Raw genomic sequence first — 20,277 nt, forward strand, 5'->3', positions numbered from 1 at the left:
GTCAGGCGATGTCATAGCGAAAGTCCGCGGGACGGGCCCGTTCCCGACCGAGCATCATGATCAGTAGGGGTGCTTCGCCGGTGGTGTGCAGGTCGAGTTCCTCGACGAAGGAGATGTTGTCGAAGCCGAGTGCGACGCCGGCGCCGATGTCCATCGCGGCCGCGGCGGTGTAGAAGTTCTGCGCGACGGCGCCGATGGTGGCGTTGACCAGCCGGTAGCCGCGATCGCCGACGGCGTCGAGCACCGCGGTGGTGCGGACGGTCGGCACGATCACGACGCCCGCCTGTTCCAGGTTGTAGTTGGAGAGGAAGTAGTTCCGTTGCAGGAACGGCCCGGACCGGCCCGCCTTGACCAGGTGGAGGGCGTGTCCGTGCGGGTCGTACTCGTACTCCCCCGGCGGTACGCCGTCGACGTGGTTGACGAAGGCGTAGAGCTTCGCCAGCCGGGCCGTTCCGGCGCCGCTGGCCGTGTCGGTGAAGGGCGCGTGGGCGCTGGCGGCCAGTCCGGTGGCGAGTTGCGCCGCGGTCAGTGGCACGGTCGCGTCGAAGCGGCCGAAGCTGCTGCGTCGGCGGCGCAGTGTGGTGCGTACCGGCGCATCGAGGGCGAGTGGGGGCGGCAGCGCGACCCGGGTGCGGTCCGGCTGCGGCGGGTGGGCGGCAGCCGCGGCCAGGGTCCCGGGGGCGGGCGCCCGGGTCGCGCCCGCCACCGTCCCCGCGTGGATTCTGGCGATCGTGTCGAAGGTCAGCACGGTCCGGGACCGTTCCTGGTCGCGGTGGCGGACCGACACCGGGGCCGTCCGGTTCCCGGGGCGTCGCGCCGCGTCCCAGGCGAGCGGGACGACGGCGAAGATGCCTTCCTCCTCGTTCGCCACGCCCAGCAGGTCGGCGATGCGCGGTTCGTCGAACCATAGTTCCGGCTCCACCACGCGGCCGTGGGCCCCGGCCCAGAGTCGCCAGGTCTGCACGATGGTGCCGATGTCCATGGTGACCGCGTGGAAGGAGAAGCTGTTGTACTTGAAGGCGTTCTGCCAGTACTTGACGCCGAGTACGAGGAACTGGTCGCCGTCCTGGCCGGCGCGGGCGCCGAGCGCTTCGCGCAGGATCGGTGTCACGTCGCCGGTGAGCAGGCGCTGCATCGCGTGGTGCTTCGTCGAGTAGTGGTAGAGGCCCGGTGGCATCGGGCCACTCGGCCCGCAGACCCAGTACACACTCACCGGGTAGAGGCCGCCGCCCGACGCGGTGCCCCGGTGCCAGTTCGCCGTCGGGTACGTGGGCAGGGCGCGCAGGTCGGTGTTTGCCTGGATGCCGAGGCGGCGGCCGACCAGCCCGTACGAGTCGTGCAGCATCGCGGCGAGCAACGGCAGGTCGAACGGGAGCGACCCGGTGTGTCCCGGGCCGTCGAACCCGTCCTGGACGGTGGCGTCTGCGGGTGGGTTGGCTTCGGGCAGCGGGAAGGTCTCGACGCCGGGGAAGAACTTTCCCTTGCGGGGCTGGTCCGGCCAGTTCGGGGTGAACTCCGTCGGCTCCATCGGAACCCGACCGCGGTGCAGGATGGCGCTCGCGTAGTCGTGTGCGTAACCCATGTCGGTCCTTGTCTCCTCGCGTGGTGGCTCGGGCACTCACGGGAACGGATGCGGGACGAGGTGCAGGTCGGCGACCTCCAGGTGGTGGTCCCGCAGGCCGGCGGTGGCCAGCGCGGTGCGCATGCGCGGCAGGTGGGGCGCCCGCTGGCGGGCCCAGCCGAAGTCGATCGGCAGGAGTCCGGGTACCAGGACGCGGACCGTGTGCAGGCCCAGATCCCGCTGTTCGGGCAGCGTCTGGTCGACGACCACCACGTCGAACCCGTGCGCGGTGACGTCGGCCACGCCGCGCCGCAGGTCCACGGCGAGGTCGTCGGAGAGCAGTTCGGCGTGGTCGGCGGCCGGGTAGACCTCGGCCATGGCTCGGGATTCCCGGGGTGCCACGAAGAACGCCCCGTGCTCGGCCATCTCGGGCAGGCCGTACACCAGCGGGTGGTCGTGCAGCGCCTCGACGTTGGCGAAGTCGGCGACCATCGTCCGGTACCGCGTCTCGTCCCGGGTGGTGCGGCTGCGCAGGTTGACCGAGTCGGTCGCGATCTCGCAGAGGGCCGCCGCCATCGCCGTCTCCGGGTCGAGACTCGCGCCGGCCCCGAAGCAGATGGCGCCCATGCCGCCGTCGATGCGGGTCGCCACGCCGATCACGATCGGGATGTCGAAGGTGATCCTGGCGTCGAAGAACCGGGCCCGGTATCCGCACATCTCCAGCCGGTCGACCATCCACCGGGTGTCGACGCGGGCGCTGGTCCGCGGGTCGAGCTCCGGCAGTGTGACCCGGCCGTACCAGGAGAGCAGGAACGCGTCGCGCTCGACGACCTCCATCAGGCCGTGGTAGATCGCCTCCTGTGCGCTGCCGCCGGAGGCGCAACCGTTCGAACTCTCCTGCACGAACCGGTTCTCCAGCCCTGGAGCGTGGTAGTAGGCCAGGATCTCCGGTACCAGCACCGGCCGGTCGTCGCGCAACGAGTGACCCCAGACCCACGGGATCGGCCGGTCCGGTGTGAACGGTGTGACCCACGGGTTGGCCGCGTGGAACGCGTCGGTGTAGAGACCGCAGACCCGTGGGTCGACCGCCGTGTCGCCGAGTTCGTCAAGTGCTGCGCGGACCACGGTCCGCTTGGCCTTGGCGCGCATGCCGGCGATGCGTTCGAGTCCTTCCAGGACGCCGATGCGGGCGCTGCCGGCGTAGCTGTCGGCGTGCCCGCCCCAGTACGTCTCCCGCAGGTAGTGGCCGGAGCGCAGCAGGAATGCGCCGCTGACCGCCGAGGTGGACGGTGACAGCGGGTCGTAGGCGACCATGGGGCCGACCGGCCCGCACAGCGGGTTCGCGAAGGTCTCCACGGTGAACGGGTAGTCGTCGACCGACCGCACCCGGAACGAGTCGGGCGCGGGTTTGCGGGCGACGCCGGCCGGGGGTCGCGCGGCCTGCGGTGTGTCGGGTGTGCTGCGGCCGCAGGACGGGCACTCGGCGTCGGGCACCACCGGGTAGCGGCGTACCACCAGCACGGCGAGGTCGACCACGTACACCGAGGCGTACCCGTCGCTGCTGGTGCGTGGGTCGTCGGCGCGGGCGTGGTGGGCGTCGACGAGCGCGGCGATGGCGTCGCCGGTGAAGGCCGAGCGGAAGGGTGACGGTCCGGCCTGTCGGGTCGGACCGCCCAGTTCCAGGGCGTCGCGCAGGGATCGTTGCCGGACCGCCTGCCATCGGCGGGCGAGGCACCGGGGGCACGCCGGGTGGGTGGCGTCGGCCGCCGGGAAGGGGCCGACGAGGGCGTACTGGCCGTACAGGTGCACGGTCGCCGACGCCGGTTCCGGGCCGTGCGCCACGGCCAGTTCGTCCCGTACGCCGAGTGGTGCGACCGAAACCGTCACGTCCGGGCGGAGTCGCCTGCGCAGCAACTGTGCCAGTGCGGTGCAGTCCTGTGCCCAGTGTTCCGGGGCGCCGACGAGGTCAGGCCGCATGGGTGGACCCGCCGGTCAACACGATCCGGGCGGTGTGGATGCCGCCGGCGAGCAGGTCCGGCGGGGTGGTGCGGATCAGCAGCACGTCACCACCGGTGTCGCGGACCCCGTCGAGCAGGTCGTCGAAGGTCACGTCGGGGATCTCGGCCGGGCCGCCGGTGACCGCCAGCACGGTCGGGTCGAAGTCGGCGACGAGTTCGTCTCCCGGGTCGACGTCGGCGCCGCGTTCCCGGCTCAGTTGGACCCGGCCGAGCAGGTCCCGTACGGCGGTCGCCACGGCGGCGTGCCAGGTCAACTCACTGCCGGCGGTCCACCAGACGTCGCCGGTCCGCGGGTCGGTGGTGTGGGCGATCACCACGGGCGAGGTGCCGAACCGGCCGCCGGTCAGGTCCAGCACGGTGAGGTCCAGGCCGGCGTTCGCGGTGGACCGGCGCAGGAACACGATCTCCGGGTGCTCGGTGTCGGACAGTCGCGCCGGTGTCACCTGGGCGTGGCCGCGGACCGCGTCGATGATTCGGGTGTACGCGATGGCCGACAGCAGGCCCCGCGCGGCGGCCTCGGCGGGCGATGCGCCCGCCCCGGCACCTGCCGGGGTGGCGATGATCGGCCGGTCGGTGTTGTGTTTCCCGAACGGCCGGACGGCGGCGGCCGGTACGCCGACCTCCTCCTTCGTGAGCAGCGATGTCGCCGTCACGACCGGCCCGGTGGCGGGTGCCGTGCCGCTGCCTGTGACGATCTCGGCGGCGGTCACCGTTCGGGCCGGGGTGGCCGGTTCGGCGGGCAGCGGGACGCCGTGGTCGACGTAGCTGACCGCGGCCGTGCGCAGCGCGGCGAGCCGGGCGCCGGCCAGGGTGTGCAGGTCGAACGTCGCGATCTCCCGGGTACGTCCCGGGCTGGGCGAGAACCGCAGGGTGCTCGCCTTCAGTGGGGTCTGGGTCCACTGTTCGTCGCTGAACTCGGCGAAGACGCCGGTGTGGGGCTGGATCAGTATCTCGCGGCTGGTCAGTTCGGCCAGCAGCTCCGACGCCTCGACCTGGGCCTCGACGATGCGGGTCTGCGCGATGGCGAGATCCGTGGTGACCGGTTCGTCGGGTGCCGTGTCACTGGAGCAGAATCCGCAGGCCGGGTGCGGCAGCAGTGGTTCGGCGACCACGTCGAGCGATTCGAGGTTCTGGATGATGACCTGGCCGGCCGTCTCGGCCGGCAGGGCGCCGGTCAGGGTCCGGAACACCTCGTACCCGAGGAGGTTTCCGATCATTGCGGCGAGCGGTCGGCCCATCGTGGTGCCCTGGCGGGCCGTGTCCAGGGCGATGTCCTGCCACAGGTCGGCGGCGGCGGCGGGGTCGCCGTTGGCGGCGAGGCGCAGCGCGGCGCAGAGCCAGCAGCCGGTGCTGCCGGCGGTCATGTGTGGGCCGATCACGGCCTGCCTGCCGAACGTCCAGGCGGTCAGCAGGTGGCGTCCGGCCGGTACCCGCTCGGTCAGCAGGTCCAGCGTCTGTCGGGCGCCGAGGGGTCCACAGGTCACGACGACGTCGTACGCCGCGAGGTCGGTCCAGGTGTAGCGGGTGCCGCGGGACGGGAGGGTCTCGACGTCGACCGGACAGCCTTCGTCGGTCAACGCCCGCGCCTCGGCCCGCACCTCGTCGAACCGGTGGTGAGGCTGGTCCAGGCCCGGCGTGATGCCGATGCTCGCCGAGCCGTTGCGGATCAGGCTCAGGACACACCAGCGCGCCACCGGGTCGTCGCCGAGCACCGCGACCCGGGCGTCGCGGAAGGTCGTGAACCGGTCTTCCGCGCCGTCGACGTAGTGGTCCACGTAGGCGATCTGTGGTGCGAACCGTTCGGTGACCGCCGGTTGTCCGCGGCCCAGGGTCCGGGCTGCCGGCGGCACGTCGCGGGCGAAGCCACGCTCGTAGAGGGTCCCGACCAGGTTGGCGACCATGGCGCGTTGCGGGGCGCCGAGTGCGGTGCCGAGGTCCGCGAGCCGGTGGTCGCCGGTGAGGTAGGGGACGATCAGGGTGGCCAGCCGGTACGCGCTGCGGCCGCTGAGGTGGAAGCCGCCGACGGAGTTGTGGAACAGCACGCCGTCCGGGGTCTGGGTGTAGAGGACGTCCCGGCGGATGCGTGGCCGGGTCTGGGCGATGTCGTCGAAGGTCACTGCGGCCATAGCGGAGGCACCTCTGTTCTTGTCGTGCGGCGGCGGATGCCGCGGAGCGGGGTGGACCGGGCCGGTCAGGCCACGAGAGCGCCGCTGCGTTGGCCGTAGTCGTGGACGGCGAAGGCGCGGACCAGTTCGTGCATCGTGTAGATGCCGGAGCCGCCCTCGATGGCGCCGGCGTCCGCCAGGAGGTCGAGGATCTGACCGGTGGCGGGGACGGGCCGGTCGAGGACACCGGCGAGGTCGTCGGCGGTCATCGAGCCGGGGTAGGAACATCGGGCGATCCGCACGAATGCCGCACTGAGCCGCGGATCGAGGTCGTCGAGCCAGGCCCCGAAGGTCTCGGTGATCGACATTCGCGGGTCGCCGACCAGGGACATCCGGGCGAAGCGGTCGCCGCGCAGCCACGTGACACAGTCGGCGATCCGGGTTCGCGGGTGAGCCTGCAACCGGGCTGCCATGATCCGCAGGGCCAGGGGAAAGTTCCCACACAACGCGGCGAGTTGGTGCACCGCGTCGGGTTCGGCGGCGATGCGGTCTCGTCCGAGCAGGACCGAGAGCAACGCGAGCGCCTCGTCGTCGGTGAACGGGTCGAGCCGGTGCATTCGGCCGCCGTGCGCCGCCACCAACCCGGTGAGGCTCATCCGGCTGGTGATGAGCACGGTGTGTCCGCGCTCGGCGGACAGGGCTGCACGGATCTGTTCGGCGTCGAGCACGTCGTCCAGGATGAGCAGGGCGGACTCTGCCACCCCGGCACGGCGCAGCCGCGCCAGCTCGGCGGTCAGTTCCCCGGGTGTGCGGGCCGTACCGTCGGGCCGGCGCATCCGTACGGTGGCGTGGCCTGGTCGGGAGTCGGTCCGGAGTTGGTCGGCGACGTGTAGCGCCAGGGCGGTCTTGCCGATGCCCGGTGCGCCGGTCAGCACGATCGTCCGGGGGGCCGGCCGATCGTCGCCGAGCCATCCGGCCAGCAGCGCGACATCCGCCGCCCGGCCGGTGAAGTCGCTGGTGGCCATCGGCGGAGGCGGCTCTCCCGTCCCCGTGCGGTGGCCGGTGACGGCGGGGACGTCGCCGGCCGGGTCGGCGGGTGCCAGTTCGGCGCCACGCAGGATCGCGGCCTCCAGCTGTTGCAGCGACGGTCCGGGGTCCAGGCCCAGTTCGTCGCGGAGGTACCGCTTGATGTTGCGGTACTCGACCAGCGCCTCGGTCTGCCGGCCGGTGCGGTACAGCGCCTCGATGAGCTGTTCGGCGAAGCGTTCGTGTCCGGGGTGCGAGCGGGCGGCGCGCCACAGGTCGGGCAGGACCTCCCGGCAGCGGCCGAGCGCCAGTTTGAGGTCGTGCAGGCGTTCGGAGGCCCGCAGCCACTCCTCTGTCAGCCGCGGCGCCTCGTCCCGGCACAGCACCTCGGAGGGCACGTTGGCCAGTAGCGCGCCCCGCCACAGCCGCAGGCCCTCCGTCAGGTGGTGCAGCTCGGACTCGGGATCGGTGTCGTGCTCCGCCGTACGCACCAGTTGGCGGAAGCGCAGGAGGTCGAGCGAGTCGGCGTCGGCGACGATGCGGTAGCCGCCCGGTACGGATTCGATCAGGTTGCCGGCGATGCCGTGCTTGGCGAAGAGCCGCCGCAGGCGAAGGACGCAGGTCTGCAGGGCGGCCTTGGCCGACGCCGGTTGTTGTTCGCCCCAGATCGCGAACAGCAACGAACTCGTCGACACCACCGCGTTGGGGTGCAGCAGCAGGGCCGCCAGCAAGGTGGTCGGTTTGGCTGGCGGGAGCACGGCGACGTCCCGCCCATTGGTCAGGTTCAGGGTGCCCAGGATCTGGAAGCTCATGCGCCGGGATCGGGCTGCGCCTGCGGTTTCGGTATTCGCGAGTTTCGTCATCGCGCCGTCCTGCTCAACAGAGACACACCATTTCTCCCCCACTCGCACCGATTACTGTCGCGGGATGATGTCGACCACACTTCCCTCTTGCGGGAATGGCTATCTCGCGCTGCCGCGCTGACACCGAGTCTGTTGACTCCGCAATAGAGGGTCAAGGAGCGGCCGGGCGGCAGGAACCTGCATGGCAGCTTTCTCACGAAAGGCCGGGCCGCCCCGTTGCGGGATCGTCGCTGGTGACGGATGGCGGGCCAGGCGACGCGCGGTGTCGTCGGCGGCCGGCGGTCACCGCCTCAGGTGGGCGAGTGCGGCGAGCGTCATCGCCGAGATGCCGGTCGGCAGGGCCAGCGCCACGTGCGGGGCGAACACCGGAGAGTGGTTGGCGGGCACCGGGACCGTCGTGGCCGTCGACCACTGGCGAGGGCTCGCCACGCCCAGCAGCCAGTAGACCGTCGGTACGCCGCAGTGGCCGTGCACGTCGCTGCCGGCGTCGCCGAAGAGCGGGAAGTCCTCGGTTGCCGTGGCACGCGGCCAGGTCGCTATCCGCGCGGCGCCGAAGGTGGCTTCGTGGGCCGCGCGCACCACGGCCGTCGCCTCGGCGTCCGGCAGGTTCACCGGGGAGGAGGAGACGCGTCGGATCTGCGGTTCGCGGTCGGCTCCGGAGGCCACGCACTCGGCCCTGACGATCCGGGTGACCGCAGCGACCACGCGGTCCAGGGTGGCGGGATCGAACGCGCGAATCGTCAACCCGATCACGGCCTCGGCGGGGATGACGTTGCCCGTCTCGCCGGCTCGCAGCGAGCCGACGGTGAGTACGACCTGCTCAGCGGGGTCCACCTCGCGGGAGACGACCGTCTGCAGGCGGAGTACGACGGCCGCGGCGATGACCACGGGGTCGACGGTGAGGTGCGGCGTCGCCGCATGACCGCCTCGGCCGAGGATCGTGATGTCGAGGGAGACGCTGCCGGCCATCACCGGCCCGGCGCCGAACGCCAGCATTCCCGCGAGGAAGGGGGCGCTGTGCTGGGCGAGGACGACGTCGGGTCGACCGGTCAGGTGGTACAGGCCCGCGCTCAGCATGGCGCGGGCGCCCTCCAGGGTCTCCTCGGCGGGTTGCCCGACGACGGCGACGGTCCCGCGCCAGTGCGCACGCTCCGCGGCCAGCACGCTGGCGGCCCCGGCCAGACAGGCCAGATGCAGATCGTGCCCGCAGGCGTGCATCACCGGCACCTGCCGGCCGTCGGCGCCGGTGGCCACCTCGCCACTGGCGTACGGCAGGCCGGTCTCCTCCTTGACCGGCAGCGCGTCGAGTTCGGCGCGGAGAAGGACGGTGGGGCCGGCGCCGTTGCGCAGGATACCGACCACGCCGTGGCCGCCGATGCCGGTGGACACCGCATAGCCGGCACGGTGCAGTCGCTCGGCGAGCTTGCCCGCCGTACGCGCCTCGGCGCCGGACAGATCGGGGTGGGCGTGCAGGTCGAGGTAGAAGACAGCCGCCTCCTGCAGGACCGCGCTCACGCCGGACAGTAGCTCAGCGGCTGATTTCATCCAGAAGTCCTTTTAATAAAATTGATGACCATATCCGTGAAAGGTCACTACAGAAAGGGCGATACAACTCTGCCCGTACGGCTGAATCTGCCCACGTGAGTCGCGCCATCGGCGGATGCGCGGAATCGGATCGCTCGATCGGACCTTGCATCGCAGCATGCCCAAATGATAGCTTTCGGGCATTTCAATATGCAGGTCTGTCGGGGTGGTGAGGTGACCCGGTGAAGGCTGAAGAGCACCGACAGGGCAACCAGCCAGCGGGCGCAATCACTGCCGAGGCGGCCAATCTCTACCAATGGATTCTGCAGCAGGGGCAGGTATCCAGCGGAGGCCTGGAGGACGCTACGACCCTCCTGGGGCAGTCCGCCGAGGAACTGACCGAGGCCGTGACTGCGCTGCTGGCCCTGCGGCTGCTGCGGCGCGCCCCCGAAGAGCCCGACGTACTGGTGGCGAACAGCCCGGACGCGGCCGTCTCGGAGCTCATCGCCCCGCTGGAGTTCGAGGTACGGCAGCGCCAGCACCGCATGGAGGCGCTGCAGGCGACCTTGCTCGCCTTCAACCCGATCTACTTCAACACCCGCCAGGTCCGCAACCGGCGTGAGGCGATCGACATCATCGACGAGGTGGACCGGGTACGCGCCACCCTCGCCGGGATCGCCCGACGCTGCTCGGTCGAGGTCTTCAGCGCGCATCCGGGCGTGTTATCGGACGGCGCCATCGAGGAGTCCCTGCCGAAGGACCTCGAGATGCTGGCGCGTGGGATTCGGATCAGAACGGTCCACCAACATCCGGTACGTGTCCATCCGCGCATGCGCCCTTTCCTCAAGGAGCTCGTCGATGCAGGCTGCGATGTGCGTACCCGGGAAGAGATCACCGACCGGATAATCATCTTCGACCGTGAGATCGCGGTCATTCCGAACGTGCTCGCCAGGGGCGCGGTCGTCTTACGGGAGCCTTCCGTGGTGGACTACCTGTACCGCTCGCTGGAGCAGGTCTGGGCCTCGGCTCTGCCCTTCGACGACGAGACCACCCCGAACGGCGGCTACGGTGTGGCCGGCGACGATCTCAAACGGGCGCTACTCCATCTGCTGGCGGCCGGCCGGAAAGACGAGTTCATCGCCCGCAAGTTAAGCATCTCGGTGCGCACCTGCCGGCGGCACATTGCCGACATCATGCATGACCTGGGTGCGGAGAGCCGGTTCCAGGCCGGGGTGCTCGCGCGGCAACGCGGGCTGCTGGATGATCTCACCGAAGCGGGGTGAGAACCGCCGCGCCGGTCAGTCCCAGCCGGTGGAGTTTCCGCCACTGAGGATCCGCATCTCGCCCTCCTTCCGTCGGCACCCTTCTTAGCTCATCTCATCTGCCACACCCCAATTCTGTGCGCGCCGGACAGCGCCGAACAGCCGCAGGAAGCTGCGTGACATGTTGTTCCGCCGCCGGTCGCGGCACGGACGAATACCGGTCAGGCGGACGTCCCGTTCGTGCGCCGGTGATCTACGCTGAGGCTGCTGACTGGGCTTGCGGGAGGGTGGATGCCTGCGGCGGCGGACTATCTCGCGATCACCCCGTCGGCGGCCCGTACCCAATGGCGCTCGATCGTCGTACGCCCGTGGGCGGCCGAGGGCGGTCGGCAGGTCGCCTTCACCCCGGTGGAGACGCTGCTGTGCCTGGCCGCGAGCCTGCTGGTCAACCACCGCCGCTACGGCGGGTCCACCGCGCACCGTGCCGAGGAACCGGTCCCCAGCCTGGCCCGACTGTTCAGACGCCCCAACAGCAGCATCCTGGCGAAGATGGCCAATCTCGATGGCAGCCGCCGCAACGGCGCCCGACACGAGGTGGAGGTCGCCGCCCGCCTGCTCGGCGGTCAGGACGAACTGGCGTCCGTGTACCGGATCATCGTGCGAGCGGCCCGCGACGTCGGCGTCACCGCCGAAGACCTGCCCGACTTCCTGTACCTGGAACACGACGACGCGCCGCTGATCCTGCTCGGCCAGGACGAGCTGAGTACCAGCGACATCGTCGACGCCGTACACACCGAGCACCCTGGGATCACCGACCAGGTGACCGAGTTGCTCCTGATCGCCGCAGCGCGTGTCGGGCAGCACCGCTTCGCCCGCGACGTACTACGCAACCACGGCCACCGCTGCGTGTTCTGCGGCCTGGCAGTGACCGTCGACGACCGACGGGCCCCGCGGATGCTCGTCGCCTCACACATCAAGCCGTGGCGGGAAAGCGACCCGCACGAACGCCTCGACGTCGCCAACGGGCTCACTGCCTGCCCGACACACGACGTCGCGTTCGACACCGGTCTACTCACCGTCAACGGCGGGCTGCGCATCCACATCCACACCGACCTGCACCGCAAGGTCGACAACGACCCGGCCCTACACGCCGCATTCGGCCGGCCGCCCCTGGCCGAACGCCTCCTCCTGCCCGCCGACGCCCTGCCACCCCAGCGCGCCTACCTCGACTGGCACCGAAACCACGTGTACCGCGAGACGGCAACGACTTGAGCGAGTCTCTCGTAGCGACCGCGAGCATCGGCGGTCGGGGGCGCCCCTGTCGGCCCATGCTGTCGGGTCGGGAGAAGGCGGTGGACCGGGCCCACGCGAAGATCCGCGGGCTCGACGAACGCGCGATCCATGGATAGTGGGCGCGGTCCCGCGCATCTGTGGTGGTGCATGAGGCGTACCGGACGGGAGCGGAGCGGTTGGACGACAACGCGAGAGCCAGGTTCGGCGAGTTCGCGCAGAGCCGGACCTGGCTCTGATCAGGGCTGCCTACCTGCTCACCGGTGACCAGCATGCCGCCGAGCATGAGGACGGCGGCGATCAGGCGGGACGCGTTTGTCAGCCGGCCGTCGAGGGCGGGCAGTTCCTGGAACAGCGTCATCCAGATCCCGGATCCGGCCACGGCGATCCCGGCCGGCACCAGCACCCGCCCGGCGTGGCGGTGCCAGCGCCGCCGATGCTGGCGCAGGGTCGGCGCGAACTGCAACGCGCCGAACAGGCAGTCGGCGATCCCGCCGATGATCTGGACCATGATCGGCACTGGCATGGCGACGTAGCGGGTGTTGTCGGCCGTGACCTCGGGGTCGCCGGCCAGTTCGGCGCCGCGTACGCCCTTGGCCCCGGCGCGCAGCGCCGCGTGCACGTACTCGTCCAGGTCGAAGGTGGTGATGACGACGACCGCGAGGGGGTCGGGCACGTCCGGTCCGGCCAGCAGTCGGGTCGCCTCGATGCCGTCCACGCCGGGCATGCGGATGTCGAGCAGGCACACGTCCGGGCGGTCAAGGTTCGGATGCACGGCCACGGACCAGCTGAAGTCCCGGCTGGTCACTGCCGAGCCCGTCATGCGCCAGTCGCTGAACTCGCTGCCGGCAAAGGCGCCGATCGAGGCCGTTCTGCCGCGAGCGAACCCGGTTGTCTTGTTGCGGCGCGCTGCGGAGGATCGGTGGGTGGATCTCCTCACCGCGGAACGGCAACTCCAGGCCGCCCAGCGCGCCGCCGACATCGAGTCCCTCGACGCGCTACTGCACCCGAAGGTCGTGGGTGCCGGACCGGACGGCACGGTATTCACGAAGGAGGACGACTTGGCGAGCTACCGCTCCGGTGCGCTGCGAATCACCAGCCTGGTGGAGGAGTCGCTCGACGTCCAGGAAGACGGTCAGACCGGAGTGACTCGCATGGTCGCCGCGGTGGATGCCGTTCAGGGCGGTGCCGCGGTGTCCGCGCGGCTGCGCTACACCCGACTGTGGGTGCGTGAGGACGGCAACTGGCGGGTGTTGGCCGCCACCTTCGTCCCGGTCTTCTGACCTGAGAATATGGGCCTGGTCGGGGCTTGGCCTCTGCGGCCCTCGGGCTGGTGAACAGGGACGGGATGCGTCGGAGGCCGTGCGGTGCGTACAGTTCCGGGTCGGACTTGGGGTGGGCCGGATGGATCCGGCGCAGGGAACGGGACGAGACTGCGACAACATGACGGCGGACAAAACTACGGAAACCGGTCAATACCGCATTGACCCGGCCCGGCTGGAGACCTGTCTCAGCGTCTTTGATGCGTTGGAGGACCTGCCTCCCGATCACCCCGACGTGGTGCGGGTGCAGCGGGCCACCGCGAAGCTCTACAAAATGATCAAGCAGCGGCGACGTGAGGAACGGCGGGATACCATCGCGGCGGCCGACCGCGCAGTGACAGCCGCCACCGCCACCGGCGCCCCGGGCCGCATCGACGACGAGACCCAGGGCAACCCGCTCTCCTCCCCCACCGTAGGTGCCACGGCCGGCGTCCTGCACAAGCCGCGTGGCTGCTACATCTGCAAGCAGCGCTACCGCGATGTGGACGCCTTCTACCATCAGCTCTGCCCGCCCTGCGCCGCACTGAATCGGGAGCGCCGCAACGCCCGCACCGACCTGACCGGCCGACGGGCGCTGCTCACCGGCGGCCGGGCGAAGATCGGCATGTACATCGCGCTGCGGCTGCTGCGCGATGGCGCGCACACCACGGTGACCACGCGGTTTCCCCACGACGCGATCCGCCGCTTCGCCGCGATGCCCGACAGCGGGGAGTGGCTCCACCGCCTGCAGATCGTCGGGATCGATCTGCGCGACCCCGCCCAGGTAATCGCCCTCGCCGACTCGGTCAGCGGCCAGGGACCACTCGATATCCTGATCAACAACGCGGCGCAGACCGTACGCCGCACACCTGCGGCGTACGCCCAACTCATCGCCGCGGAGGCGGCGGCCCTGCCGGACGGCCCACTGCCGGAGATGATCACGTTCGCCAAGCCGGCCGACCGGGACGGCCCGGCGGGCAGCCTGATCGCCCCACTGAACTCGCCCACCATCACCCCACAGGCGCTCACCGCGCTGGCACTGACCAGCGGCTCCGCCTCGCCGGAACGGATCGCGACAGCCAACGCCATCGACGCCGGCGGTCTGGTCCCAGACCTCGACCCGGTCAACAGTTGGGTGCAGCGGGTGCACGAGGTGAACCCGGTCGAACTACTCGAAGTGCAACTGTGCAACGTGACCGCACCGTTCGTACTGATCAGCCGACTGCGACCGGCAATGGCCGCAGCGACCGCCCGCCGCAAGTACGTGGTGAACGTGTCAGCAATGGAGGGCCAGTTCACCCGCGGCTACAAAGGACCAGGGCACCCACACACCAACATGGCCAAGGCCGCGCTGAACATGCTGACCCGCACCAGCGCCCAGGAGATGCTGGCCGACGGCATCCTCATGACCAGCGTCGACACCGGCTGGATCACCGACGAGCGACCTCACCCGACGAAGATGCGGCTGGCGGACGCCGGCTTCCACGCCCCACTGGACCTCGTCGACGGCGCGGCCCGGGTCTACGACCCGATCATCCGCGGCGAACAGGGCGAAGACCTGTACGGCTGCTTCCTGAAGGACTACACACCCTGCGCCTGGTGACCGGTGCCGCCCTGCCGAAGAACGCGGCCCCAGAAACGACAACGGCGAACCGCACAACAGCAGCCACACCCGGGTGTTCGACCGACGTCCCGCCGGGTCGAGCGCCCGCTGGATGATCGTCCTCGTGACCGCTTCGGCCCAGTTCACAAAGCGCAGCGGCGTCGCCGTCGGCCGGTGCCGAGATGGCGGCTGGCGGCGCCGGCTCGCCGCCCCCGACGCGAACAGTCGCCACGGGTGCGAGCCCGGTGACCCGACGACGACTGACGGCGATCGGATCGCCAGACTTCATTCCCGAAACAACCTGGAACTATGCGACCCTATGTCGCACCACCGATCTGGCCACCGAGCCGCCTCAGGCCAGACCACGAGAGGACCTCCATGCCTACCATCAGCCACACGATCGACATCGCCGCGCCCGCGGATCGCGTGTGGGCGATCCTCACCGACACCACTGCGTACCCGGAATGGAACCCATTCATCACGAACCTTGACGGCAGCCTGACCCGGGGATCTCAGTTGGCGGTGACCATCGCTCTTCCCGGTGCCAAGCCGCGCCGGTTCACTCCCACCGTCACCGCCGTCGAGCCCGAGCGGCGGCTCGCGTGGCTCGGTCGTTTGCTCATCCCGGGCATCTTCGACGGCGCGCACTCCTTCGACATCGAACCGCTCACTCCCGAGTCGACCCGGTTCACCCAGTCCGAACGCTTCTCCGGACTGCTCGTGATGATGCTGCCCGGCATGTTGCGCTCGACCGAGTCAGGCTTTGCGGCAATGAACACGGCCCTCGCCGCGCGGGCAGAGGAATGACGGCCGTGTACGAGTTCGTACGGCTGCTCGTATCGACAGCCCACCGCTGCCTTACCTTGAAGTTCAGTCGCTGACTCTGCTGCGGGACTGGTACACCAGGTCCTGGTACTCGGGGTGCCGAGCGATCCACCCCGCGAAGAAGGGGCAGGTGGGCAGGACCAGGAGGCGCGCGGCGCGCGCCTCGTCGAGCCAGCGCGGGCAAGGGCCGCCCCAACTCCCTGCCCTCGTACTCGGGCGAGACCTCGGTGTGCGCGAACGCGATGAGTTCCGTGGTGCGGATGTACTGCGCGACACCCGCAACTTTGGACTCTTCTTCGACCCGAGCCTCGTACTGTTTGGCCTCGGGGACATCCTTTACGTTCACTACCATGTGTCCTCCTTCAGATCCCAGCTCCGATACGGGCTGATCAACCCAGGATCGACTAGGGAGATCTGCGGCTCAGCTAGACCGTTGGGTGTGGTGCCACCGGCCTGGGTTGTCCTCCAGCGCGGAACGGTCCCAGCGCCCAAGGTCCGCGGCGGCTTGGTATGTGGTGCGGAGGAACTCGGCGACCGCGCGGTTCGGATCCGGTGCGGCACGCGCAGCCTCGTACGGCAGCAGGAACTGCTGGAACTCGGTACTGAAGTACGCGCCTTCCGGGCCGATCTGCTGCTCGGCGAAGCCGTCCGGCGCGGGGTAGGCATAGGAGTAGAAGGCGCCTTCCTCGCCGCCGCCGGGCCAGAACCCGCAGCTGGACAGCTCACGGGAGTAGCCCTCGACCATGACCCAGTCTCCGCAGTTGGGCACGCCCCCGGGGTGCGGTGGGGCCGATCGGCCGGAGAAGCGGGTGCAGGCGAGGTCCATCCCGCCCCAGAAGAAGTGCACCGGGCTGACCTTGCCCACGAAGTGTGATCGGAACTCGCCGATCACCCGGTTCGCCTGCAACAGCTGTCGCCAGAACAAGGCGGCCGCCGCACCGTCGTAGGAGGCGTGTTGGTGGTCCTCGGCGAACGGGATCGCCGGGTCGACCTCGTTGGGGTGCGGCCGGATCGGTGCCTCGATGCCGAGCTCGTCGAGCATGGCCATGACCCGCGAGTAGAACTCGGCGACCGACATCGGCCGGAGCGGGAGACTCCGCGCGCCACCATCGCTGGTACGGACATCGAGCCGATGGCCGATGAAATCGAACTCGACCTCGAAGGCCCCCGTGCCGTACGGAATGGCGGACGTGGTCAACCCCCGCGGGCTCACGTACAGGGTCACCTGCCACCAGTGATTGACCAACGGAGCGTGGGCCATGCGGATCTTCCCCACGATCTGGGTCCACATGTGCAGGGTGTCGCGGGTGGCGGTCCAGTCCGCGACCCGCAGACTCGGCCAGCTCATCGTTGCCGGAATTGTCATCGCTACTCACATCCTTGGCACTGACAAAAGAGGGTGACGGTCGTCGGATCAGCGGTACTCGGGGTTGGCGGCGTCCGGATGAACTCCGGCGTCCCAGGCAGTGCGCTGGTTGCCGTAGGCCGGGAAACCGCCGGCACGACGGATCATCGACGCGAGGTGGAGCAGGTTGTAGGTCGTGAACGCGGTATTGCGGTTGGTGAAGTCGTTCTCCGGCCCGCCGGAACCCTCGTCGAGGTACGACGGCCCGGGGCCGACCTCACCGAGCCAACCCGCATCGGCCTGCGGCGGGTGCCGATCCAGCGATCGACGATGCCGTAAAAGACCCGGTCCTTGCCTCTGCGCCCCTCGGGTCAACGTGCATGCTCCACCTCTTCCGTCATCGTGGTGGCCCGCCAGGTCATCGGTCCGCGGAACTCAGCAAAGGCCGCGTCTGTCGCCCGGATCGGAGAAGACCGAGCAGATAAGAGTTCTTCTGGGTGACAGGGCGAGACCAAGATCAGGCGCATGGATCTGCCGCGACCGCGCCGCAGTCCCGCCCCCGCGGCGGCTCCGCTCAGCTGCCCAGATCGGTGAACGACAGATCGTAGCGTTGAAGCCGGATGCCGAGCACATCGTAATGCGAGTACGTGGATGTCGTCGGTCGTTTCCAGCAGCAGCGCCCGGTCACCACGTCGCCACACCGCTCGGTAGGTGTCGTACGCACCGGTCACCACTATCTCCGGGGTAGCGAGACGGGAAGTGATCAGCGCGGTGAGGCGATCCCGCTCGGCATGAAACTCGGCCCGCTTTGCGTCCGGCCGTCGAACCCACAGCGGCGGCATGTCCTCGTCGTACTCGTCCTCGTCATCCACGTCGTCGGGCTCTTCCGCCCCGAACGCTGGCCAGTACAGGGGCGCATGCTAGGTGCACCCAGATGACCGGATCCGGGGTGCCGCCCGGAGTTCGACCGACCACCCCGGACGGTTCCCCATCGGCGTCGACGGCGAACTGTGGTGCTGCCGGGCCACCCTCCCACTCGACGCCCTCGCCGGGACGGGCGAGACCCCACTCCACGAACATCGCCTCGACCATCGCCCGTTCCCACGGCACGCTGCACAGCCGGAGCATACGGTCCACCCATACCTCGTCGACGGGGAGCAGCTTGAGTGGCATGAACGCCGACCGCACACGGCCGCGCTCGCCGAGTCCTCAGGGCAGCGTGCGCCTGGTCGAGGACGGCGAGCGGGTCGGCATCCTGCATCCGCTCGTGCCGCCGGCATGATCGTGGCTGCGGACCTGCCGGCCAGCGCCATGCCTGGCGTGACTGTGCATGGTTGCTGGAGGAGTCCGCTGACGGACCTACCCGAGCAGCGCCGCCGCCGCGGCCAGGGTGGCCAGCGAGAGCGTCGTGGTCACTATCACCGCCCGGTTGGCCAAGTCCCCGCCGACGCCGTACTCCTGGGCGAAGATGAACGTGTTCTGCGCTGTCGGTAGGCCCGCGTACACCACCACGGCGAGCAACTGCGGCGCGGTCAGGTGTAGGGCCAGCCCGGCCGCGTACGCGATGACGGGCTGTGCGACGAGCTTCAGCGTGGTGATCACGGCCAACTCGGCCGGCTCGGCCGGGGCCGGCGTCGTGCGGTGCAGCGACGCGCCGAGCGCGACCAGGGCGGCCGGGACCGCGGCGCCCGACAGCAGGGTAAGCGACGTGCTGGCCACCGACGGCAGATGTAGGCCGGCGGCCGAGCATGCGACACCGAGCAGCGACGCCAGGATCACCGGGTTGCGTACCGGCAGGGAGGCGATACGCCGGACCCGTACCCGCCTGGCCGGGTCGCTGTGCCGGTCCAGGGCGACCAGGATCACGGGCGTCACCACCAGCACCTGCAGCAGTACCACCTCCGCCAGGAACGACACGTTGCCGAGAACCTGCGTGGCGATCGGGATGCCGAGGTTCGCCGAGTTCACGTACCCGGCGGCCATGCCCCAGATCGGCCGTTCGCCGGGATCGCGACCGAACAGCCGGCTCGCGCCGACCCACCCGAACCCGACGACCGCGGCCGTGCTCACGCCAAAGGCGAGCAGCGAGCGGCCGGCGAACCCGGAGAGCGGCATTCGGGAGAGGGCTAGGAACAGGGCGGACGGCATCGCAAGATGGAACACGAACCGGCCGAGCACCGACGCCACCGCCTCACCCAGCAGGCCCCAGCGACAGGCCGCGTAGCCGACCGCGGTAAGGATCCAGATCGGCACGAACGCCGACATCAGTCTCATACGGGCGTCACCGGCTCAACATCCTCCTCTGCCGCAGCGTTCGCGATGCCCGGCAGCGCAGCTGTCACCGCCTATGCGACGAGTTGTTAACCCTCGGTGTGTCGGTGCCTGTCGGTCATTCACCATCGCACCAGCCACCGCTGATTCCGTCTACGCCGGCATCCGACAGGGTGGGGGGATTGATGCCTCGTCCGCCGTCAAGGACCATCGAGGGGATGAGGCGGGTCGCGAAGTTCACGAAGCTCAGCGCCGCGGCGAGCCTGATAACCCTGCTGGCCGGCGCAGCGGTTCTGCTGTTCCTGTTGCTGGGGCCGATCGCTTGGTGGGCGACGCCGGCCAAGCACCTAGCCGGCAAGGACAAGGCCGACGCGCGCAACAACACACGGCAGGTCCTCCTGGCAGGGGTCGGTGGGATCGGCCTGCTGGTCGGCGCAAGCTTCACCGCCCGTACCTATTTCCTCGCCCGTCGCGGCCAGGTCACCGAACGGTATGGAAAGGCGGTCGCCCAGCTCTCCTCCGAGAAGCTGGTCGAACGTCTGGGCGGCATCTACGCGCTGGAACATGTGATGGCCGACTCGGTCACCCACCACGAGACGGTCTGCTCGGTCCTGGCCGCGTTCGTGCGCGAAGAAGCCCGAGGTGAAGCTGGAGGGGATGCCGGCGACCGTGTCGCGACCGACGTCGAGGCGGCGGTCGTCGTGCTCGGCCGCAGGCCCCGCCGCCGAGAACAGACCCTCGTCGATCTGACCGGCGCGCGGCTAACGGGCGCCGATCTGACGGGTGCCGACCTGGAGGGCGCCGTCCTGGGGACAAGCGCTGCGGACCTGCGAGCGGACCTACGGCCCGGAGCATCCCCGTACGGCCGCCGTCCGGAGCGCCTTCGGCAACGCGTTGCTCCGGCTGGGGCAGCCGCGAATGGCCGCGGCCGAGCAGAGGACCGCCATCGACGACACGGAACCGAGATACGGAAGTCGCCATCATCGGATGGCCATCTACCGCAACAATCTGGCCCTGGCGATCCACGCTCTCGACCATCATGACGAGGCACGCCGGGAGTTCGCCGAGGCCGAGCGGATCATGGTCGCGAAGTTCGGTCCCGACCACCCGGGCGTACGATCCATCAGGGGGAACACGGTCCGGCTGGACGGGGGCGAGCCTCCGGTCGCGGCCCTCAACGTCACCCTGCGCATCCACCAGCGGCTGCGCGCGGTCGACGGCTGATCCCAGAGCTCGACTATGCCGCGTACGCAGCCAAGGACACCCTGCTGCGACTGGTCCGG

The 20,277-nt window shown here is 69.9% G+C and carries 16 protein-coding genes and 3 pseudogenes; 7 read left to right on the forward strand and 12 right to left on the reverse strand.

Annotated features, from left to right (window positions below; genetic code table 11):
* Position 1: 1 nt before the first annotated feature.
* The 5 genes from D2L64_RS05915 to D2L64_RS05935 form a co-directional block, all read right to left on the reverse strand.
* Positions 2 to 1,582, reverse strand: coding sequence for a SagB family peptide dehydrogenase (locus D2L64_RS05915; protein ID WP_119573660.1), 1,581 nt, complete (start codon positions 1,580 to 1,582; stop codon positions 2 to 4).
* A gap of 36 nt (positions 1,583 to 1,618) precedes the next feature.
* Positions 1,619 to 3,538, reverse strand: coding sequence for a TOMM precursor leader peptide-binding protein (locus D2L64_RS05920; protein ID WP_119573661.1), 1,920 nt, complete (start codon positions 3,536 to 3,538; stop codon positions 1,619 to 1,621).
* Positions 3,528 to 5,705, reverse strand: coding sequence for a TOMM precursor leader peptide-binding protein (locus tag D2L64_RS05925; protein WP_119573662.1), 2,178 nt, complete (start codon positions 5,703 to 5,705; stop codon positions 3,528 to 3,530). The genes D2L64_RS05920 and D2L64_RS05925 overlap by 11 nt, the downstream gene beginning before the upstream one ends.
* A 65-nt stretch (positions 5,706 to 5,770) precedes the next feature.
* On the reverse strand, positions 5,771 to 7,522 hold the full coding sequence (locus D2L64_RS05930; protein WP_119573663.1) for an AfsR/SARP family transcriptional regulator: 1,752 nt from the start codon (positions 7,520 to 7,522) through the stop codon (positions 5,771 to 5,773).
* A 333-nt stretch (positions 7,523 to 7,855) separates the two neighbouring features.
* The gene (locus tag D2L64_RS05935; RefSeq protein WP_119573664.1) at positions 7,856 to 9,118 is read right to left on the reverse strand and encodes an amidohydrolase; all 1,263 of its coding nucleotides are present in this window, start codon (positions 9,116 to 9,118) and stop codon (positions 7,856 to 7,858) included.
* A 221-nt stretch (positions 9,119 to 9,339) separates the two neighbouring features.
* On the opposite strand from D2L64_RS05935, the gene D2L64_RS05940 reads away from it, so the two are divergent.
* Positions 9,340 to 10,380 carry a helix-turn-helix transcriptional regulator gene (locus tag D2L64_RS05940; protein ID WP_147376192.1) on the forward strand — a complete coding sequence of 347 codons (1,041 nt, stop codon included), beginning with the start codon at positions 9,340 to 9,342 and terminating at the stop codon, positions 10,378 to 10,380.
* Positions 10,381 to 10,650: 270 nt separating this feature from the next.
* On the forward strand, positions 10,651 to 11,631 hold the full coding sequence (locus tag D2L64_RS05945; RefSeq protein ID WP_119573666.1) for an HNH endonuclease: 981 nt from the start codon (positions 10,651 to 10,653) through the stop codon (positions 11,629 to 11,631).
* 307 nt (positions 11,632 to 11,938) lie between these two features.
* On the opposite strand, the pseudogene D2L64_RS05950 reads toward D2L64_RS05945, so the two are convergent.
* Both D2L64_RS05950 and D2L64_RS05955 read right to left on the reverse strand, forming a co-directional pair.
* A pseudogene (locus D2L64_RS05950) lies at positions 11,939 to 12,175 on the reverse strand (DUF2306 domain-containing protein); the annotation flags it as partial.
* Positions 12,176 to 12,238: 63 nt separating this feature from the next.
* A pseudogene (locus D2L64_RS05955) lies at positions 12,239 to 12,406 on the reverse strand (response regulator); the annotation flags it as partial.
* A gap of 64 nt (positions 12,407 to 12,470) precedes the next feature.
* Here D2L64_RS05955 and D2L64_RS05960 point away from each other — a divergent pair.
* From D2L64_RS05960 to D2L64_RS05970, 3 genes are all read left to right on the forward strand, one after another.
* Entirely contained in the window at positions 12,471 to 12,932 is a 462-nt protein-coding gene (locus tag D2L64_RS05960) for a nuclear transport factor 2 family protein (protein WP_233558792.1), read from the forward strand.
* Positions 12,933 to 13,092: 160 nt separating this feature from the next.
* Positions 13,093 to 14,553, forward strand: coding sequence for an SDR family oxidoreductase (locus tag D2L64_RS05965; protein ID WP_119573667.1), 1,461 nt, complete (start codon positions 13,093 to 13,095; stop codon positions 14,551 to 14,553).
* Between the two features lie 378 nt (positions 14,554 to 14,931).
* Positions 14,932 to 15,360, forward strand: coding sequence for an SRPBCC domain-containing protein (locus D2L64_RS05970; RefSeq protein ID WP_119573668.1), 429 nt, complete (start codon positions 14,932 to 14,934; stop codon positions 15,358 to 15,360).
* Positions 15,361 to 15,423: 63 nt separating this feature from the next.
* Here D2L64_RS05970 and D2L64_RS28465 read toward each other — a convergent pair.
* From D2L64_RS28465 to D2L64_RS05990, 5 genes and pseudogenes are all read right to left on the reverse strand, one after another.
* Positions 15,424 to 15,730, reverse strand: a pseudogene (locus D2L64_RS28465) (GNAT family N-acetyltransferase).
* A gap of 69 nt (positions 15,731 to 15,799) precedes the next feature.
* Complete coding sequence (locus D2L64_RS05980; RefSeq protein WP_119573669.1) at positions 15,800 to 16,744, reverse strand: DUF5996 family protein; 945 nt, start codon at positions 16,742 to 16,744, stop codon at positions 15,800 to 15,802.
* Between the two features lie 48 nt (positions 16,745 to 16,792).
* The gene (locus D2L64_RS05985; protein ID WP_199714429.1) at positions 16,793 to 17,098 is read right to left on the reverse strand and encodes a hypothetical protein; all 306 of its coding nucleotides are present in this window, start codon (positions 17,096 to 17,098) and stop codon (positions 16,793 to 16,795) included.
* Positions 17,095 to 17,595, reverse strand: coding sequence for a hypothetical protein (locus D2L64_RS27040; protein ID WP_147376193.1), 501 nt, complete (start codon positions 17,593 to 17,595; stop codon positions 17,095 to 17,097). The genes D2L64_RS05985 and D2L64_RS27040 overlap by 4 nt, the downstream gene beginning before the upstream one ends.
* A gap of 487 nt (positions 17,596 to 18,082) precedes the next feature.
* Complete coding sequence (locus D2L64_RS05990; protein ID WP_119573670.1) at positions 18,083 to 18,997, reverse strand: AEC family transporter; 915 nt, start codon at positions 18,995 to 18,997, stop codon at positions 18,083 to 18,085.
* Positions 18,998 to 19,212: 215 nt separating this feature from the next.
* On the opposite strand from D2L64_RS05990, the gene D2L64_RS05995 reads away from it, so the two are divergent.
* Together D2L64_RS05995 and D2L64_RS06000 are read left to right on the forward strand one after the other, a co-directional pair.
* Positions 19,213 to 20,037 (forward strand): pentapeptide repeat-containing protein, encoded by an 825-nt coding sequence (locus tag D2L64_RS05995; protein WP_158603460.1) that lies wholly within the window; start codon positions 19,213 to 19,215, stop codon positions 20,035 to 20,037.
* Complete coding sequence (locus tag D2L64_RS06000; RefSeq protein ID WP_158603461.1) at positions 19,982 to 20,218, forward strand: tetratricopeptide repeat protein; 237 nt, start codon at positions 19,982 to 19,984, stop codon at positions 20,216 to 20,218. The genes D2L64_RS05995 and D2L64_RS06000 overlap by 56 nt, the downstream gene beginning before the upstream one ends.
* Positions 20,219 to 20,277: the final 59 nt, after the last annotated feature.

The sequence above is a fragment of the Micromonospora radicis genome (assembly GCF_003583405.1).
GTDB classification, from domain to species: Bacteria; Actinomycetota; Actinomycetes; order Mycobacteriales; family Micromonosporaceae; genus Micromonospora; species Micromonospora radicis.

Excerpts from the sequence above, each read along its gene's own strand:
- D2L64_RS05915 (WP_119573660.1), bottom strand. The coding sequence starts at position 1,582 with ATGGGTTACGCACACGACTACGCGAGCGCCATCCTGCACCGCGGTCGG.
- D2L64_RS05920 (WP_119573661.1), bottom strand. The coding sequence starts at position 3,538 with ATGCGGCCTGACCTCGTCGGCGCCCCGGAACACTGGGCACAGGACTGC.
- D2L64_RS05925 (WP_119573662.1), bottom strand. The coding sequence starts at position 5,705 with ATGGCCGCAGTGACCTTCGACGACATCGCCCAGACCCGGCCACGCATC.
- D2L64_RS05930 (WP_119573663.1), bottom strand. The coding sequence starts at position 7,522 with ATGAGCTTCCAGATCCTGGGCACCCTGAACCTGACCAATGGGCGGGAC.
- D2L64_RS05935 (WP_119573664.1), bottom strand. The coding sequence starts at position 9,118 with ATGAAATCAGCCGCTGAGCTACTGTCCGGCGTGAGCGCGGTCCTGCAG.
- D2L64_RS05945 (WP_119573666.1), top strand. The coding sequence starts at position 10,651 with ATGCCTGCGGCGGCGGACTATCTCGCGATCACCCCGTCGGCGGCCCGT.
- D2L64_RS05960 (WP_233558792.1), top strand. The coding sequence starts at position 12,471 with ATGCGCCAGTCGCTGAACTCGCTGCCGGCAAAGGCGCCGATCGAGGCC.
- D2L64_RS05965 (WP_119573667.1), top strand. The coding sequence starts at position 13,093 with ATGACGGCGGACAAAACTACGGAAACCGGTCAATACCGCATTGACCCG.
- D2L64_RS05970 (WP_119573668.1), top strand. The coding sequence starts at position 14,932 with ATGCCTACCATCAGCCACACGATCGACATCGCCGCGCCCGCGGATCGC.
- D2L64_RS05980 (WP_119573669.1), bottom strand. The coding sequence starts at position 16,744 with ATGACAATTCCGGCAACGATGAGCTGGCCGAGTCTGCGGGTCGCGGAC.
- D2L64_RS05990 (WP_119573670.1), bottom strand. The coding sequence starts at position 18,997 with ATGAGACTGATGTCGGCGTTCGTGCCGATCTGGATCCTTACCGCGGTC.
- D2L64_RS05995 (WP_158603460.1), top strand. The coding sequence starts at position 19,213 with ATGAGGCGGGTCGCGAAGTTCACGAAGCTCAGCGCCGCGGCGAGCCTG.
- D2L64_RS06000 (WP_158603461.1), top strand. The coding sequence starts at position 19,982 with ATGGCCATCTACCGCAACAATCTGGCCCTGGCGATCCACGCTCTCGAC.